At 68.0% G+C, this 16730-nt stretch carries 19 protein-coding genes; 4 read left to right on the top strand and 15 right to left on the bottom strand.

Annotation, left to right across the window (positions count from 1 at the left end):
- Nucleotides 1-14 precede the first annotated feature (14 nt).
- On the top strand, nt 15-710 hold the full coding sequence (locus E0W80_RS00735) for an ABC transporter ATP-binding protein (RefSeq protein WP_131490931.1): 696 nt from the start codon (nt 15-17) through the stop codon (nt 708-710).
- Nucleotides 707-2029 (top strand): FtsX-like permease family protein, encoded by a 1323-nt coding sequence (locus tag E0W80_RS00730; protein WP_131490930.1) that lies wholly within the window; start codon nt 707-709, stop codon nt 2027-2029. The genes E0W80_RS00735 and E0W80_RS00730 overlap by 4 nt, the downstream gene beginning before the upstream one ends.
- Nucleotides 2030-2141: 112 nt before the next feature.
- On the opposite strand, the gene E0W80_RS00720 is transcribed toward E0W80_RS00730, so the two are convergent.
- The 8 genes from E0W80_RS00720 to E0W80_RS00685 all read right to left on the bottom strand — a co-directional run bounded on the left by E0W80_RS00720 (nt 2142) and on the right by E0W80_RS00685 (nt 8124).
- Nucleotides 2142-2447 carry a helix-turn-helix transcriptional regulator gene (locus E0W80_RS00720; RefSeq protein ID WP_131490929.1) on the bottom strand — a complete coding sequence of 102 codons (306 nt, stop codon included), beginning with the start codon at nt 2445-2447 and terminating at the stop codon, nt 2142-2144.
- 5 nt (nt 2448-2452) lie between these two features.
- Nucleotides 2453-2827 (bottom strand): type II toxin-antitoxin system RelE/ParE family toxin, encoded by a 375-nt coding sequence (locus E0W80_RS00715; RefSeq protein ID WP_131490928.1) that lies wholly within the window; start codon nt 2825-2827, stop codon nt 2453-2455.
- A gap of 203 nt (nt 2828-3030) precedes the next feature.
- Nucleotides 3031-3894 carry a bifunctional DNA-formamidopyrimidine glycosylase/DNA-(apurinic or apyrimidinic site) lyase gene (gene mutM, locus E0W80_RS00710; protein WP_131490927.1) on the bottom strand — a complete coding sequence of 288 codons (864 nt, stop codon included), beginning with the start codon at nt 3892-3894 and terminating at the stop codon, nt 3031-3033.
- On the bottom strand, nt 3887-4579 hold the full coding sequence (gene rnc, locus E0W80_RS00705; RefSeq protein ID WP_047523957.1) for a ribonuclease III: 693 nt from the start codon (nt 4577-4579) through the stop codon (nt 3887-3889). The genes mutM and rnc overlap by 8 nt, the downstream gene beginning before the upstream one ends.
- Before the next feature lie 10 nt (nt 4580-4589).
- A complete protein-coding gene (gene rpmF, locus E0W80_RS00700) occupies nt 4590-4799 on the bottom strand; it encodes a 50S ribosomal protein L32 (protein ID WP_017830754.1) in 210 nt (69 codons plus the stop codon).
- A gap of 2 nt (nt 4800-4801) precedes the next feature.
- Nucleotides 4802-5350, bottom strand: coding sequence for a DUF177 domain-containing protein (locus E0W80_RS00695; protein WP_131490926.1), 549 nt, complete (start codon nt 5348-5350; stop codon nt 4802-4804).
- A 71-nt stretch (nt 5351-5421) separates the two neighbouring features.
- Complete coding sequence (gene coaD, locus E0W80_RS00690; RefSeq protein ID WP_047523955.1) at nt 5422-5919, bottom strand: pantetheine-phosphate adenylyltransferase; 498 nt, start codon at nt 5917-5919, stop codon at nt 5422-5424.
- Between the two features lie 30 nt (nt 5920-5949).
- Nucleotides 5950-8124, bottom strand: coding sequence for an ATP-dependent DNA helicase RecG (locus tag E0W80_RS00685; protein ID WP_131490925.1), 2175 nt, complete (start codon nt 8122-8124; stop codon nt 5950-5952).
- A 61-nt stretch (nt 8125-8185) separates the two neighbouring features.
- Here E0W80_RS00685 and rsmD point away from each other — a divergent pair, with 61 nt between their 5' ends.
- A complete protein-coding gene (gene rsmD / locus E0W80_RS00680; protein WP_131490924.1) occupies nt 8186-8803 on the top strand; it encodes a 16S rRNA (guanine(966)-N(2))-methyltransferase RsmD in 618 nt (205 codons plus the stop codon).
- Here the strand turns inward: rsmD and thiL are convergent.
- Entirely contained in the window at nt 8773-9768 is a 996-nt protein-coding gene (gene thiL, locus E0W80_RS00675) for a thiamine-phosphate kinase (protein WP_131490923.1), read from the bottom strand. The two genes, rsmD and thiL, sit on opposite strands and share 31 nt — an antisense overlap.
- Nucleotides 9769-9791: 23 nt before the next feature.
- Here thiL and E0W80_RS00670 point away from each other — a divergent pair, with 23 nt between their 5' ends.
- Nucleotides 9792-10277: a DUF3515 family protein gene (locus E0W80_RS00670; protein WP_047523951.1), complete on the top strand. Its 486-nt coding sequence runs from the start codon at nt 9792-9794 to the stop codon at nt 10275-10277.
- Between the two features lie 21 nt (nt 10278-10298).
- On the opposite strand, the gene E0W80_RS00665 is transcribed toward E0W80_RS00670, so the two are convergent.
- From E0W80_RS00665 to leuC, 6 genes are all read right to left on the bottom strand, one after another.
- A complete protein-coding gene (locus E0W80_RS00665; protein ID WP_131490922.1) occupies nt 10299-11381 on the bottom strand; it encodes a D-alanine--D-alanine ligase family protein in 1083 nt (360 codons plus the stop codon).
- Nucleotides 11287-12420, bottom strand: a complete 1134-nt coding sequence (locus E0W80_RS00660) for an NAD(P)H-dependent glycerol-3-phosphate dehydrogenase (protein WP_131490921.1) — start codon at nt 12418-12420, stop codon at nt 11287-11289. The genes E0W80_RS00665 and E0W80_RS00660 overlap by 95 nt, the downstream gene beginning before the upstream one ends.
- The gene (locus E0W80_RS00655) at nt 12410-13174 is read right to left on the bottom strand and encodes a lysophospholipid acyltransferase family protein (RefSeq protein ID WP_131490920.1); all 765 of its coding nucleotides are present in this window, start codon (nt 13172-13174) and stop codon (nt 12410-12412) included. Before E0W80_RS00655 ends, E0W80_RS00660 begins: the two co-directional genes overlap by 11 nt.
- A complete protein-coding gene (gene murA, locus E0W80_RS00650; RefSeq protein WP_131490919.1) occupies nt 13171-14538 on the bottom strand; it encodes a UDP-N-acetylglucosamine 1-carboxyvinyltransferase in 1368 nt (455 codons plus the stop codon). The genes E0W80_RS00655 and murA overlap by 4 nt, the downstream gene beginning before the upstream one ends.
- Before the next feature lie 65 nt (nt 14539-14603).
- Complete coding sequence (gene leuD, locus E0W80_RS00645) at nt 14604-15200, bottom strand: 3-isopropylmalate dehydratase small subunit (protein WP_047523946.1); 597 nt, start codon at nt 15198-15200, stop codon at nt 14604-14606.
- A 3-nt stretch (nt 15201-15203) separates the two neighbouring features.
- A complete protein-coding gene (gene leuC / locus E0W80_RS00640; protein WP_047523945.1) occupies nt 15204-16649 on the bottom strand; it encodes a 3-isopropylmalate dehydratase large subunit in 1446 nt (481 codons plus the stop codon).
- Between the last annotated feature and the right edge of the window lie 81 nt (nt 16650-16730).

Raw genomic sequence — 16730 nt, 5'->3', positions numbered from 1 at the left:
GAGAGGCTGGGATCATGAATGTTCCTGTGATCGAAGCCCACGCCCTCAGCAAGACCTTCGGGATGACCCGCGCACTCGCCGGTGTCGACCTCGCGATCGGTCGCGGCGAGTCCGTCGCGATCATGGGTGCCTCCGGTTCCGGCAAGACAACGCTCCTGCACGTTCTGGCAGGTATCACCGCGCCCGATGCGGGAAGTGTCGTCTTCCGTCCGGCCGAAGGCGCGCCGATCGAGGTCACCGCCCTCGGGGAGTCCGCCCGTTCCCGGCTCCGGCGCGAGCGGTTCGGCTTCGTCTTCCAGCAGGGACTCCTCATCCCGGAGCTCACGGCCGTGGAGAACGTCGCCCTCGCCTCCATGATCAACGGTGTCCGGCGACGGGATGCCGTCCCGCACGCGGCCTCCTGGCTCGCCGCGCTCGGGCTCGCCGGGATGGAAGAGCGTCGGATCGGCGAGCTGTCGGGCGGGCAGGCCCAGCGGGTGGCCATCGCCCGTGCGCAGGCCACCGGTGCAGAGCTGGTCTTCGCCGACGAACCGACCGGCGCTCTCGACTCGCAGACGTCGTCCGAGGTGATGGACGCACTCCTGTGGTCGACGACAGGTCAAGGGCGGACACTCGTCGTCGTGACCCACGACCCCGATGTCGCCGCGCGCTGCACCCGGACGATCGCCGTCCGCGACGGTCGCATCATCCCCTCGGCGGTGGCCGCGTGAACGGCAACGTCCTGTCCATGCTGCTGCGCCCTGCTCCCGGGCAGAACAGCGTGCTCGCGCTCCCGGTCATCGCGTTCGGTGTCGTGACGACGCTCGTCCTGACGGTGATCGGTGGAGCCCAGTCGTTCTGGGGGTGGTCCGATGACTACGCCCCTCTGTATCAGGCGCTCGCGGCGATCGCCCTCGTGCTTCTCGTCGTCCCACTGATGTCGCTCGGCGGCGCGGCGGCACGCCTGTCGGCGCGGCGCCGTGACGAACGACTCTCGACACTTCGCCTGCTGGGGGTCACCCCCGGTGGCGTCACCGTGGTCACGGTCGCCGAGTCTGCCCTCGTCGCCGCCGCCGGAGCACTCGCCGGTGTCCTCGGGCACCTCGCGATCAGCCCTCTGATCGGGCTCATCCCCTTCCGGGGCGAACCGCTCGGATTCGGCGCGGTCATCCTTCCACCGCCACTGATCGCCCTCGTCTTCGCCGGTGTGCTCGTGCTCGCGTCCGCGAGTGCGGTCATCGGCCTCCGTCGCGTCGTGATCTCACCACTCGGTGTCCGCACCCGCACGACCGTGTCGAGCGTGCACTGGATCCGCGCCCTTCTCGCTGCCGGCGCCATCGCCATCGCCTTCGCATTGATCACGGTGTTCCCGTCGATCGGCGGCTTCGTCATCACCGTCGTCGTCCTCGCCGGACTGTTCGGCGCCGCCCTGGCCGTCCTCAACGTGATCGGCCCCTGGGTTCTCAAGGTCTCGGCGTCCCGCCAGCTGCGTCGTGCCGAACAGCCCGAGCGGTTGCTCGCGGCACGCATCGTTCTCGACTCGCCGAAAGCGGCCTGGCGTCAGGTCGGCGGCATCGCGATGGCGAGCTTCATGGCCGTGTTCGCAGGCACCGGCGTCGCGCTGATGAATGTGATGACGAGCGCGGATGCATCCGCCGCCGACTTCGCCCTCGCCCGTGATATCCGCACGGGTCTCATCATCACGTTGATCGGCTCGTTCCTCATGGTCGCCGCCTCCGTCGGAGTCAATCAGGCATCGGACGTGCTCGACCAGCGGGAGCTGCATCGAAGCCTCCATCACCTGGGCATGCCGGTGGAGACGGTGGATCGTGCCCGCCGTCGCGCGATCATGTCTCCCCTGCTCGTCACGGCGCTCGGCTCGGCTCTGATCGCGGCACTCCTGGTGTTCCCGCTCGTGGGGATCGCGGTGATCACGGCGCCCGTGTCGGTGCTGACGATCAGCGCTGTGGTCGGTGTCGGCATCGCCCTCGTGTGGGCCAGCACCTGGGCGACGCGTCCGCTCCTGCGAAAGGCGTTCCGGACCGCGTGACGCGAAGAGTTCAGCGCCGACGCTGGCAGGACGGGCAGAAGTGCGACGAGCGGTTCATGAACGAGGCTGCGGGTAAGCGAGTGCGACCTTGCTGAGCATCGCCTCCGACTGTTCAGGCCACCTGCAGCCGACTATCGCCGGCGACATACTCGATGACAAGGTCTCCGCCGACAGCTTCGATGTACTTCCGGACTGTGCCGACGCGCGCGCTGTCGAGATCGCCGTTCTCGATCTTCGAGACCTGACGCTGACCAACGCCGATACGTTCAGCGAGCTGCGCCTGGCTGAGTCCGAGTTGCTCACGGAGTTCGCGCAGCCGGTACGCCCGCACCTCGCCCAGCATGCGCTCTTTGTGTATGTCGACACGTGCACGGTTCGCAGGACGCTTCTCGAGCAGCTGCTCCGGGGTAAGAGCCATCGTGATCACTTCCTCTTGGTCTCGTCGTTCTCTGTCTTCTTCAGCTGGGCCAGATGCTCCGTGAACCGAGCGTCTGCGATCGGAATGCTCTCCCGGTACCAGTTCTTCCAGTTGCCGGCCTTGTCCCCGGCGACCAGCAAGATCGCCTGTCGCTGGGGATCGAAGGCGAACAGCACCCTCAGCTCCGACGCACCGGATGAGCCCGGACGAAGCTCCTTCATGTTCTTGTACGCGGACCCCTTCACCGTGTCGACAATGGGGCGTCCCAGCTGCGGGCCGTGGTCCTGGAGGAGCTCGATGGCGGCAATGACCTGGTCGTACGTGTCGTCATCCAGTTTCATCAGCCAAGCCTCGATCACCCCAAGGTCGACGGTCCACATACCCGACACTCTAGACCCTCCAGGGTCTATGAACAACGATACGCTCCGACATCGGCGGCCCGGCTTCGCTATCGATCCGATGGCGCGCCCTCGACGGAGGGCCCACGACGAGTGACTGGCAGGCCTCAACGCTCTCCGACGCCGCACCGGTGTGACGAGAAGCGAGGCCGTAGAGAATCGTGAACTGCGCAAGTGGGTGAGAACTATCGTCGTCGCTGGCAGGACGGGCAGAAGTGCGACGAGCGGTTCATGAACGACACACGACGGATACTCGTGCCGCATCGTGCGCAGGGTTCTCCCTGTCGCCCGTAGGCGTTGAGGGAGTGAGCAAAATAACCCGCCTGACCGTTGACGTTGACGTACTGGGCGTCGAAACTCGTCCCGCCCTCGGCAAGCGCCTTCTCCAGCACGCTGCGCACTTCGGCCAGCAGTCTGCGCACCGACGGCGTCGACAGGCGGGCCGCGGGGGTCTCGGGGTGGATGCGCGCCGCCCAGAGGGACTCGTCGGCGTAGATGTTGCCGATACCGCTCACCACGCCCTGATCGAGGAGGACCCGCTTGATCGCGCTGCCACGCCGGGCGAGCGCCGCGCGGAAGGCGTCGTCATCGAAGCGGCGGTCGAGCGGGTCGCGGGCGATGTGGACGACTTGGGTCGGAATCCTCGAGCCGCCGTCGTCTACCAGGGCGTCGACCGCGAGCGAGCCGAAGGTGCGTTGGTCTGCGAACACGATCGCGAGTTCGCCATGTTCGGGATGCTCGATGCCGATGCGCACACGTTCGTGTCGCTCCGCGGTAGCCTCCGGTGCGCGCAGGAGCATCTGCCCACTCATCCCCAGGTGCGCGATCAACGCGGAGTCGTCATCATCGAGCGGAAGCCAGAGGAACTTCCCCCGGCGAGAGGCCGCCACGAAAAGTCGCCCCTCGAGCCGGGCGACGAAGTCCTCAGCGCCGGCGGAGTGCCGCGTGAGCGCGCGTTCATCGAACACGCTCACCGAGGTGATCAGGGATCCGACAGCGGCCGGCGCGAGGCCGGCGCGGACGACCTCGACTTCAGGGAGCTCAGGCACGCGCGCTGAGCGTGCGCCAGGCGCTGAGGGCGGCCGCCATCTCCGCGGTCTTCTTGCTGCTGCCGGTGCCGGTCATGGTCACGTCACCGACCACGACGGTCGCCGTGAAACGACGGTCATGATCGGGACCGCTCGCCTCGATCGAGTACTGGGGCGGCGTCGCACCGACGCGGGCGGCGAGTTCCTGCAGACTCGTCTTGGGATCCATCGCCGCGCCGTAGCGCTCCGGATCGGCGAGCAGTGGCTTCGTGAGACGCAGGACGAGTTCCGTGGCCGCATCCGGTCCTGCGGAGAGATAGGTGGCCCCGATCACCGCTTCCATGGTGTCGGCGAGGATCGAATCCTTATCGCGACCACCGGTCTGCTCTTCTCCGCGTCCGAGCAACAGGTGACTGCCGAGATCGATCCCCCGCGCCACCTCTGCAAGCGCGACGGTCGAGACGACGCTCGCACGTCGCTTCGCCAGCTCGCCCTCGTCGAGGTCCGGGTGCGTGGTGAACAGCATGACGGTCACCGCCTGCCCGAGCACCGAGTCGCCGAGGAACTCCAGGCGCTCGTTGTGCGGTATCCCGCCGTGCTCATACGCGTAGGAGCGGTGGGTGAGGGCCAACCCCAGAAGCTCCGCGTCGATCTCGACGCGGAGCTTATCTGGGAGAGGTCTCGTCCCCCCGGGGACCTCCGTCACGGTTCGCGACTCAGACGTCGGCGACCTTGCGGCCCTTGTACTCCAGGAAGAGCTCGGTGCCCTGCGAGTCGGTGACGACCTTCGCCTGGTGCGGACGGCTGTAGACGACCTGACCGTTCTCGATGGTCTTGACGAGGGCGACGGGAGCCGCCTTCCACTGCGCGCGGCGCGAGCGGGTGTTCGAACGGGAAACCTTGCGCTTCGGGGGGTTACCAGCCATGACTAGCTCTCTTCTTTCTCGGCGGCGCGAGATTCTTCCGCGCCGTCTTGGTCTGTGATGTTCTGGAGCGCACTCCATCGAGGATCGATGGGAGCCACCTGCTCCGTTCCGGTGTTCACGGCCAGTCGCTCACCCGTTTTCGGGTCGAGACCCGGGCAATCCGGCTGACACACCGGCTGAAAAGGAAGCGACAATACGGCCGCATCCCTGACGAGAGTTTCAAGATCCACGTGGTCGTCTTGAACCTCGAAGTCAGTTTCTTCCTCACCAGGATACGCGAAAAGCTCCTGGAACTCGACTTCGACGGGCCGGGCGATGTCGATCAGGCATCTGCCGCAGACGCCGACGTATTCTGCATCGGCGGTTCCGGACACGAGAACCCCCTCGTGAACGGACTCCAGCCGCACATCGAGGGCCATCTCGGAGCCTGCTTCGAACGTCACGATGCCCTCGCCCCATGCCTCTTTGAGAGCCACGGAGAACTCGTGTTCACGCATCTCCCCCGGTCGCCGGACGATGTCGCGGACGGGGAGCACGAAGGGACCGTTCATTCGAGAGCGCACTCCGCCATGCTACCCGGGTCGCCCCAGGGTCGCGCCGAGCCCGTGCTCAGGAACGGCGGTCAGATTCCGCGGGCCCCCGTGTCGAGGAAGTCGGCAACCGCCGGCGGAACGAACGGTGCGACGTCGCCGCCGAGCGAAGCGACCTGACGCACCAGGGAGCTCGAGACCATCGCATGCGAGGGGTCGGGCAGCAGGAACACGGTCTCGATGCCGGCGAGGTGCCGATTGACGATCGCCATCGGGGACTCGTACGCGACGTCGATCTGGGAGCGGATGCCCTTCACGAGCACACCGGCGCCGACATCGCGCGCATAGTCGACCAGCAGACCCATGGTCCATGACCCGATCACGATGTTCCCCGACATCCCGTCGTCGGCGATCGAACGCTCCAGCAGCGACAGGCGCTGTGCGATCGGGAGCATCGCCTCCTTGCCCGGGTTGTGCACCACGAGCACGTGCAGCTCGTCGTACAGGGCCGCGGCCCGACGGATCACATCGAGATGACCCAGGGTCGGCGGATCGAAGGAACCCGGGACGACGGCGATCCTGCTGCTCATGCCACCAGCCTAGGGCACCTCGCGCGCACCTCAGTTCTTCGCGAGCGCCGCACGGTCCTCGTCACTCACCCGGCGGGCGATGGCCTCACGCAGGCCCGGATGCGCCTCGAGAGCAGGGTCTGCCACGAGGATCGTCTCGGCCAGTTCACGCGCTCGGGTGATGAGACCCGCATCCTTCACGACACGGAGAAGCTTCAGCGAGGAACGCACGCCGGCTTGTGCCGCGCCGAGCACATCGCCCTCGCCGCGCAGCCCCAGATCGACCTCCGCCAGAGCGAAACCGTCGAGCGTCGCCGCGACCGCGTCGACGCGTTCTCGCGCGAGGGACCCGGATTCCGCTTCCGTGACCAGCAAGCAGAGACCAGGCACGCCGCCACGGCCGACGCGCCCTCGCAGCTGATGCAGCTGGGACACACCGAACCTGTCGGCATCGAGCACGATCATCGTCGATGCATTCGGCACATCGACGCCGACCTCGATGACCGTGGTCGCCAGGAGCAGATCGATGTCACCGCGCGCGAACGCCTGCATCACCGCATCCTTCTCTTCCGAAGGCATCCGGCCGTGGAGCACGGCACGACGGATCCCGCCGAGCGTCGGATGCGTCGCCAGCGCCTCATCGAGCTGCACCACCCCCCACCGGGGGCCGGAGGCCCCATCGGGGGCGAGAGGCGGCTGCTCACCGGCCTCCGCGGTCTTCTTGGCGGTATCGATCGCGGCGCACACGGCGAAGACCTGGCGGCCCTGCGCGATCTCCTCTGCCGCGCGCTCCCAGACCCGGTTGAACCATCCCGGGTGCTCGGCCAGCGGTGCCACGAAGGACTCGATGCCTGCGCGGCCGGCCGGCATCGTCCGGATGACCGAGGTGTCGAGGTCGCCGAACACCGTCATCGCCACCGTTCGCGGGATCGGCGTCGCCGTGAGGACCAGTGCGTGCGGACTCGACCCCTTGGCGCGAAGTGCCTCACGCTGTTCGACGCCGAAGCGGTGCTGCTCGTCCACCACCACGAGGCCGAGATCGGCGAAGGTGGTCTTCTCCCCCAGCAAGGCGTGCGTGCCGACCACGATGAGCGCCTGACCCGAGGCGACCCGGAGGGCGGCCTTGCGTCTTTCGGCAGCGGGAAGCTGCCCGGTCAGCAGCGTGGGCATCAGCAGCGGCGCCAGTTCCGGGCCCAGCATCTTCGCGATGGAACGCAGATGTTGGCCGGCCAGAACTTCGGTGGGGGCGATCAGAGCGGCCTGGCCTCCGCTCTCGGCGACCTGCAGCATCGCCCGCAGCGCGACGAGGGTCTTACCCGAACCGACCTCACCCTGGACGAGCCGGTTCATCGGCCAGGATCCCATCAGGTCGGCCGCGATCTGCGCGCCGACCGTCTCCTGATCGGGCGTCAGCGTGTAGGGCATCGCCGCGTCGAAGCGCTCCAGGAGTCCGCCGGGACCGGCCGGACGGGCCGTCGCCGAGAGCGCCCGGACCGCATCCCGCTGCTGCAGGAGCGCCGTCTGCAATGTGAGAGCCTCATGCATCCGGAGAGTGCGGACCGCCGGATCGATGTCGTTGCGCGTCCGCGGGCGGTGGATACGTTCGAGCGCCTCGCCGGCCGTGAGCAGCTCTTCGCTCTCGCGGATGTCCTTGGTCAGCGGGTCGGGCACCTCGGCGAGGTCGTCCAGCACCCGTCCGATGAGCCGGGCGATCTGCCAGGTCTGGATCGTCGAGGTGGCCGGATAGATCGGGATGGGAACAGCCGCACGCGCGTCTGCGCTCCGGCGCGCGGAGTCTTCATCGTCGAAGAGCTCGTACTCCGGATGCGCGAACTGCGTTACTCCGTTGAACTCTCCGACCTTTCCGGAGAAGACTCCCCGTCGTCCCACGGCGAGATCTTTGGAGCGCCATTCCGCTGCCCCGACGTTCTTCGCGAAGAACGTGAGCGACATGCGTCCGATGCCGTCTCCGATCACCACGTCGACCATGGCTCCTGGGCGGTTGCGCATACGCCGGAAGCTCGAGGAGAGCACCTCTGCCACGATGGTCACCGTCTCCCCGAGCGGCAGCTCACGGATCGGGGTCAGCTCACCCGGGTCGGCGTACCGGCGCGGGTAGTGCGCCAGGAGGTCACCGACGCTCCGCATGGCGAACGCACGACCGAGCGTCTTGGCAGACGCCGCGCCGAGCGCGTCCTCCAGCGAGGAATCGAGCGAGAGCGACATGCTCCGAGTCTAGGGAACCCGACCGACACCGGCCGCACCGCTGCTGTCGTATCGTGAACGGGTGACGAGGATCATCGCGGGCAGAGCCAGGGGCACTCGACTCGAAGTACCCGGTGCGGGAACGCGCCCCACCAGCGACCGTGTGCGTGAGTCGCTCTTCGGCGCACTCGAGTCACTGAGTGCCATCGACGGAGCCCGGGTCCTCGACCTGTATGCAGGATCCGGTGCTCTCGGCCTCGAGTCGCTGAGCCGGGGCGCGGCGTCGGCGGAGTTCGTGGAGCGCGGACGACAGGCTGCCGCGATCGTGCGCCGCAATGCCGCGGCCGTGGCGAAGGCCGGCGGCATGGCGCCGGGCCATGTGCACGAGGGCGCGGTCCGCACGTTCCTGCAGCGGGCGACCGGCCCCTTCGATCTGGTCTTCAGCGATCCGCCGTACGACCTCGACGATGCCGCGATGACAGCGGATCTCGTCGCGCTCGCGCCGCTCCTGTCCCCCGATGCCGTCGTCGTGGTCGAACGTGCACGCCGATCCACGCCACCGGACTTTCCCGCCGCCGGCCTCGACCTGTTCCGGGAGAAGACCTACGGCGACACCGCCCTCTGGTGGGCCGAGCCCCGGGCGGACGACGAGCCGAAGACGTCCGACGCTCAGCCCGAGACCGAGTCCCAGTCGCGATAGGGGTCCCACCCGCTGACCTCGACCGGAGAACCGTCGCACAGCAGGTCCTCCGCGCCGCGCGGAAGCACCCGTCCGATCGCACGGAAGCCCGGCGGAAGCGCATCCGCGGGGAAAGTCGCGAGCAGCGCATGGTCCTCGCCACCGGCGATCGCACGCTCGGGGTCATCACCGAGTGTCTCGCGGTCGAGCGCGATGGTGACCTCGGAGGCCGCAGCCATCCGCCGGGCGTCGAGGGCGAGCCCGTCCGACACATCCATCATCGCGCTGGCGCCGGCCGATGCTGCGACCGCACCGAGTCCGATCGGCGGAGAGGGGCGCAATTGCGCGGCCACCGCCGCGCTCTCCCCTGCGGCGAGCATCGCCGGGTCGACCGCCACCGGCACGTCTCCGTCACGAAAGCGTCCGAACAGCACCGCCAGTCCGTGAGCGGCGTGACCGAGTTCTCCCGCCACCGCGACGACGTCGCCAGGACGCGCCCCGCTGCGGGTCACCGGCGCTCTGCCTTCGAGATCTCCGAGCGCCGTCACAGCGACCGTCAGCACATCCGACACCGTCAGATCCCCTCCGACGACCGCACAACCGGGCGCGAGGGCGTCACAGGCGTCCCGGAAGCCGTCTGCGAGCCTTTCCACGAAGGAGAGTCGGAGATCGGCGGGCACGGCCAACGCGACGAGGAGTGCCGTCGGACGTGCGCCCATCGCAGCGACATCCGCCAGATTCACGGCCGCGGCCTTCCAGCCGAGGTCGTATCCGCTCGACCAGGCAAGGCGGAAGTCAGGTCCGTGCACCAGGGTGTCGGTCGTCGCGACCACACTGCCCGAGGGGGTCGCCACGACCGCGGCATCGTCCCCCGGGCCGATGAGGGCGTGCGAGGCGGAAGACGTTCGGCTCAGGATCGCGTGGAGGATGCGTCCTTCGGAGACATCGCCGAGGCGTGGATCGTCGGCGTCGGGTCGGGAGGGCATGCTGTCAACGGTAGCCTGGAAGCATGCCTCGTTCCCGTCGCCTCGCTGCCCTCGCAGGCGCGGTGACCCTCTCCGCCGTCCTCTCCGGTTGCGCGACGACCGTGCACCTCGAACCGGCCGACGATGCGAACAATCCCGCATGCGCCTCGGTGTCGGTCCTGCTGCCCGACAACGTCGCCGGTCTCGACCGCGTGTGGACGGATGCCCAGGCCACCGGCGCGTGGGGCGAGCCCACCGCGGTCGCGCTGCGCTGCGGCGTCGAGCCGCCGGCTCCCTCCGCCCTCGTGTGCACCACGCTGGGGGGCGTCGATTGGCTGGTCCTCGAGCAGGAGGAGGAACGTCAGCGCCTCGTCACCTACGGCCGGGATCCCGCGGTCGAGCTGAACATCCGGCGCGGCGAGCAGATCGACTTCCAGTCGATCGTGGACTCGATCTCGCAGAGCATCCAGTCCGGGCTCGCCCCGGCCACGGCGAAGTGCACCGATCGGGTCGAGTTCCCCGCGAGCTGATCGCCACGGGGAACTCGATGTTCAGCGGCGGAGGCCCGCTTCGACCAGCTCGGTGATCAGTTCGCCGTAGCTCAGCCCCGAGGCGACCCAGCATTTCGGGAACATCGAGATCGGCGTGAAGCCGGGCATCGTGTTCAGCTCGTTGACGACCAACTCGCCCGTCGGGGTCAGGAACATGTCGACCCGGGCGAGTCCCCGACCGTCCACCGCGTCGAACGCGCGGATACCCGCCTGCTGGATCGCTGCGGTCTCGGCATCGGTCAGCTCCGCCGGGCACACGACATCGACGCCGTCGCCGCCGAGGTACTTGCCCTCGAAGTCGTAGAAGCCGCGGGACGTCAGCACGATCTCGCCCGGCAGAGACGCCCGGACCCCGTCGGCGCCCTCGAGGACGGCGACTTCGATCTCGCGACCGCTCACGCCGGTCTCGATCAGCACCTTGTCGTCTTCCGCGAAGGCCACGGCCAGCGCGGCGTCGAGCTCGTCCGCGGTGTCGACCTTCGACACGCCCACGCTCGAACCGGCGCGCGCCGGCTTCACGAACAGCGGCAGGCCGAGCGCGGCGGCACGGCGGCGCACGTCTGCGGCGTCACCGTCCCATTGCCGGCGGCGCACGGTCACCCACGGGGCGACGGCGATGCCCGCGGCCTGGAGGGCGATCTTCATGAAGTGCTTGTCCATGCAGAGCGCGGAGTCGAGCACGCCGCCGCCCGCGTACGGGACCTCGAGGGTATCGAAGTAGCCCTGGATCGTGCCGTCCTCGCCGTGCGGTCCGTGCAGGATGGGCAGCACCACATCGATCTCGCCGAAGCCTTCGACCGAGCCGTCCGCCTGCACGACGCGCAGTGTGCGGTCACCACCCGGCTCGGGCCACAGCACACGAGTGCCGTTGTCGACGACCTCCGGGAGATGCGCCGCATCCAGCGGGAACTTCGCGGGATCGTCGTCTTCCAGCACGAATGCACCCTCGCGGGTGATGCCCACCGGGATCACGGCATACCGGTCGCGATCAATCGCTCCCAGCACGCCCCCCGCTGTTGCGGAACTGATCGAATGCTCGCTGGAGCGCCCGCCGAAGAGCACCACCACCGTCTGCTTGTCCATGGTTGGTCCTCTCACCCTGCGGGGTGTCGTCGTCCGTCGTCAGGTGGGGTGCGATGTCCCGCGGATCCATCTTGCCGTCGAGCACCATCTTCACCTGCTCGACGATGGGCATGTCGACCTCGGCTTCGCGCGCGAGCTGCAGGATCGGAGCGACGGAGGCGAGACCTTCCGCCGTCTGCTGCATCTGCTTCACGACGTCCTGGAAGCTGTACCCCTGGCCGAGCAGGCGTCCCGCCGTGTTGTTCCTGCTCAGCGGCGACTGGCACGTGGCGATCAGGTCGCCGAGACCGGCCAGGCCCTGGAGCGTCTCCGGATGCGCACCGTTGGCCACCGCGAAGTCCGTCATCTCGACGAGTCCGCGCGTGATGATCGATGCCTTCGTGTTCTCCCCGTACCCGACGCCGTCGACGATGCCGATGGCGACCGCGATCAGGTTCTTGAGGACGCCGCCGAACTCCGTGCCGATCACGTCGGTGTTCACGAAGGTGCGGAAATACTGGTTGCGAGCCGCGCGCGCGACGACATCGGCCGTCTCCTGGCTACGGGAGGAGATCACCGCTGCGGTGGGCTGCTCCCGGGCGATCTCCAGTGCGAGGTTCGGCCCCGATGCCACGGCGATGCGGTCGGGATCGCAGCGGAGTTCCTGCTGGATCACCTGGCTCATGCGCAGACCCGTGCCGCGTTCGACGCCCTTCATGAGGCTGATCACCTTGGTGTCGCTGTCGGCGAGCAACGGGCGCAGCGCCTTCAGGTTCTCGCGGAGCGACTGGCTCGGCACCGACAGGTACACCTGTTCCACGCCGTCGAGCGATGTCGCGAGTTCGTGGGTGGCCGCCATCGTCCGCGGGAGGTTGATGCCCGGGAGGTAGCGTGAATTGCGCTTGGCCTCGTTGATCTCCTGCGCGAGTTCTGCACGCCGGGCCCACATCGTGACGTGTGCGCCGCCGTCGGCGAGGATCTTGCCGAAGGTCGTCCCCCAGCTGCCGGCGCCAATCACCGTGACGCGCGGTCCGCTCGGAACGGTTCTCTTAGGAGTCAAGGCGCCCGGTCTCCTTCTGGCCGTGGTTCGCGGGGTTCCAGCGCTCCGCCGGGGACTTCTCGTCTCGAAGCTCCTCGAGCAGAGCGGTGATGGCGTTCATGAGTCGATCGGTGGCTTCATTGAGGGCAGCAGGCTCGCCCGCACGTTCACGCAGATCCGCGACATCGACCGGATCTCCGATGAGCACGCGGACCGGCTTGCGCAGCGGCCAGAGGCTGAGACCCTTCTGATAGCGCCCCATGATCGCCTGGGTTCCCCACTGGGCCATCGGGATCAGCGGGATGCCGTCGGCGAGTGCCAGACGCACCGCGCCCGACTTGCCGCGCATCGGCCACAGCTCGGGATCACGTGTGAGCGTGCCCTCGGGGTACACGATCACACCCCGACCGTGCTCGACGAGCTCTTCCGACTGCTTCATCGTCTGCCGAGCGGACGCGGCCGATGAAGTGCGAGCGACCGGGATCATCCCGGTGCGGCGCAGGAACCAGCCGAGCACCGGCACCCTGAAGAGGCTTTCCTTGGCCATGAAGCGCGGCGCACGACCGGCACGCCAGACGGCGACGGCGACGATGAGCGGATCGAACTCCGAGTAGTGGTTCGGGGCCAGCACGAACGAGCCCTCACGCGGCAGCTTCTCCGCCCCGCGGACGCGGATCTTCGCGATCAGGGAGACCGGAGGGATCACCAGCGCCGCGAGCGGCCAGAAAATGCTCGGGCGCTTCGTCTCCGATGATCGGGACGCCACTTCGGTCACCGGATGACGTCGAAGTCGGCGCCGAGCGCGTCGAGCTTGGCGAGGAACTTCTCGTAGCCGCGGCTGAGGATGTCGACGCCGGACACCTTCGACTCCCCGGTGGCGGTCAGCGCCGCGATGACGTGGCTGTAGCCGCCGCGAAGGTCGGGGACCACGATGTCAGCGCCGTGCAGCGGCGTGGGGCCGGTGACGACGGCAGCCTGCTCGAGGTCGCGACGCGGGACCCGACGCGGGCCGTCCTGGAGACCCCGGGGGTGGACGACGATGTCGGCGCCCATCTTGACCAGCGCATCGGTGAAGCCCATCCGGTTCTCGTACACGGTCTCGTGAACGACGGAGCGACCGTGTGCCTGGGTGAGCGCGACGACCAGCGGCTGCTGCCAGTCGGTCATGAAGCCGGGGTGAACATCGGTCTCGATCACGACGGGCTTGATCTCGCCGTCGCGACGGAACAGGATGCCGTCTTCCTGGATGTCGAACCAGCCGCCCGCCTTGCGGAAGACGTTGAGGAACGTCAGCATCTCCTGCTGCTTGGCGCCGCCGACGAAGATCTCGCCGTCGGTGGCCAGCGCGGCGGAGGCCCAGGATGCCGCCTCGTTGCGGTCGAAGATCGACCGGTGGTCGTAGCCGCGGAGCTTCTCGACGCCCTCGATCACGATGACGCGGTTCGGCTCGTAGGAGATGATCGCGCCCATCTTCTGCAGCACGGCGATCAGGTCCATGATCTCGGGCTCGATGGCTGCGTTGCGCAGCTCCGTGACCCCCTCGGCGCGGACGGCCGTGAGCAGAACCTGCTCGGTCGCGCCGACGCTCGGGTACGGGAGATGGATGTTGGCGCCGTGCAGACGCGTTCCCCCGGTCGAGAGGCGGATGCCGCTGGGGAGCTTCTCGACGATCGCGCCGAACTTGCGCAGTGCGTCCAGGTGGAAGTCGATGGGGCGGTCGCCGATGCGGCACCCGCCGAGGTCGGGGATGAACGCCTGTCCGAGACGGTGCAGCAACGGGCCGCAGAACAGGATCGGGATACGGGAGGCCCCCGCGTGCGCGTCGATCTCCTCGAAGTGTGCGGACTCCACGTCGCTGGGGTCGAACACGAGCGAACCGGGCTCGTCGCCCTCGGAGACCCGGACGCCGTGCACCTCGAGCAGCGAACGCACGACGGCGACATCGCTGATGGCGGGGACGTCTCGTAGCGTGCTGACGGTCTCGCCGAGGAGGGACGCGACCATGGCCTTCGTGGCCAGGTTCTTCGCGCCCTTGACGTCGACACGGCCGCGGAGCGGACGTCCGCCTCGAATGGCGAGGACGTCTCCGGTGAGTGCAGGGACTCCGTCCGGAAGAGCGTCGCGCACAGGTGTCGTCATTCGGAGCCTCACTTCATTTACGGATTTCGGGGGCGGGTTGCCCCTGGCTCCCCCGCCCCCACCGTCTACTGAACGGGAAGGGTCCGTGGCCGCCACGACTCGCGACGGGCCTCGAACTGCGCGATCTTGTCTTCGTTGCGCAGCGTGAGCCCGATGTCATCGAGCCCTTCGAGGAGCCGCCATCTAGTGTAATCGTCGATCCCGATGTCGGCCTGGACGTCGCCGATGGACGCCGTCCGCGCCTCGAGGTCGACGGTCATCGACACCCCGGGATTCCGGTCGATCTCGGCCCAGAAACGCTCGAGATCCTCTTCGGAGATGGTCGCCGCGAGGAGGCCCTGCTTGCCGGAATTACCGCGGAAGATGTCGGCGAAACGAGGGCTGAGCACGACCTTGAAGCCGAAGTCGCGCAGGGCCCAGACCGCGTGCTCACGGCTGGAGCCGGTGCCGAAGTCGGGTCCGGCGAGAAGCACGGACGCCCCCTGGAACGCAGGCTGGTTGAGGACGAACTCCGGGTCCTGGCGCCATCCGTGGAACAGCGCATCCTCGAAGCCGGTCTTGGTGACCCGCTTGAGGAAGACGGCGGGGATGATCTGGTCGGTGTCCACGTTCGAGCGCTTCAACGGCGCCGCGATGCCGGTGTGAGTGGTGAACTTCTCCATGATTCAGAACCCTTCGGTCAGATCGCTCGGGCTGGACAGCGTGCCACGGATCGCGGTGGCGGCGGCGACGAGCGGCGACACGAGATGTGTGCGCCCTCCCTTGCCCTGACGGCCCTCGAAGTTGCGGTTGGATGTGGAGGCGCAGCGCTCCCCCGGCGCGAGCTGGTCGGGGTTCATGCCCAAGCACATCGAGCAGCCGGCGAAGCGCCACTCCGCGCCGAAGTCCTTGATGACCTTGTCCAAGCCCTCCGCCTCGGCCTCCAGACGCACCCGCGCGGATCCGGGAACCACCATCACGCGGACGCCGTCGGCCTTCTTCTTGCCTTCGATGACCGAGGCGAAGGCGCGCAGGTCCTCGATGCGACTGTTCGTGCACGACCCCATGAAGACCGCATCCACCGGCACTTCCTTGAGCGGCGTGCCGGGGGTCAGGTCCATGTACTCCAGCGCACGCTCCGCCGCGGCACGTTCGTTGGGATCGACGATCTGCGCCGGGTCCGGCACGGAGGCGGACAGCGAGCTTCCCTGACCGGGGTTGGTCCCCCAGGTCACGAACGGTTCGAGCTCGTCGGCGTCGATGAACACCTCGGCGTCGAACGTCGCGCCCTCGTCGGTCGGCAGCGTGCGCCAGTAGGCGACCGCGTCCTCCCAATCCTGGCCCTTGGGCGCGTGCGGGCGCCCCTCGAGGTACGCGAAGGTCGTCTCGTCGGGAGCGACCATGCCTGCGCGCGCACCGGCTTCGATCGACATGTTGCAGATCGTCATGCGCCCCTCCATCGAAAGGGCGCGGATCGCGCTGCCGCGGTACTCGAGCACGTAGCCCTGCCCGCCGCCCGTGCCGATCTTCGCGATCACCGCAAGGATGATGTCCTTCGCCGTGACCCCGGGACGCAGTGTCCCGTCGACGTTGATCGCCATCGTCTTGAACGGCTTGAGCGGAAGCGTCTGCGTGGCCATGACGTGCTCGACCTCGCTCGTGCCGATACCGAACGCCATCGCACCGAACGCCCCGTGGGTCGAGGTGTGCGAATCTCCGCAGACCACCGTGATCCCCGGCATGGTCAAACCGAGCTGCGGCCCGACGACGTGCACGATGCCCTGCTCCGCGTCACCGAGTGAATGCAGACGCACACCGAACTCCGCCGCGTTGCGTCGCAGGGTCTCGATCTGCGTGCGGCTGGTGAGGTCGGCGATCGGCTTGTCGATCTCCCAGGTCGGCGTGTTGTGGTCCTCGGTCGCGATCGTGAGGTCGAGCCGGCGCAGCGGTCGTCCTTCGGTGCGCAGCCCATCGAAGGCCTGGGGGCTCGTCACCTCGTGCACGAGGTGCAGGTCGATGTAGATCAGGTCGGGCTCGCCGTTGTCGCCCTTGACGACCAAGTGGTCGTCCCAGACCTTCTCGGCGAGTGTCCTGCGGCGTGACGGATCAGCACTGTGTGCGGGGGTGGTCATTGCGTGTCTCCTGTGGCTGACGGTTCGGCCCACGATGGACTCCGCGACGAGGAGGGGCTCTAGATCGAGGTCTCGTCGCGG

This window comes from Microbacterium sp. PI-1 (genome assembly GCF_004337555.1).
Classification (GTDB): Bacteria; Actinomycetota; Actinomycetes; order Actinomycetales; family Microbacteriaceae; genus Microbacterium; species Microbacterium aurugineum.
Note: the sequence above shows the minus strand (reverse complement) of the source record. Positions and strands in the feature narration are given on the sequence as shown.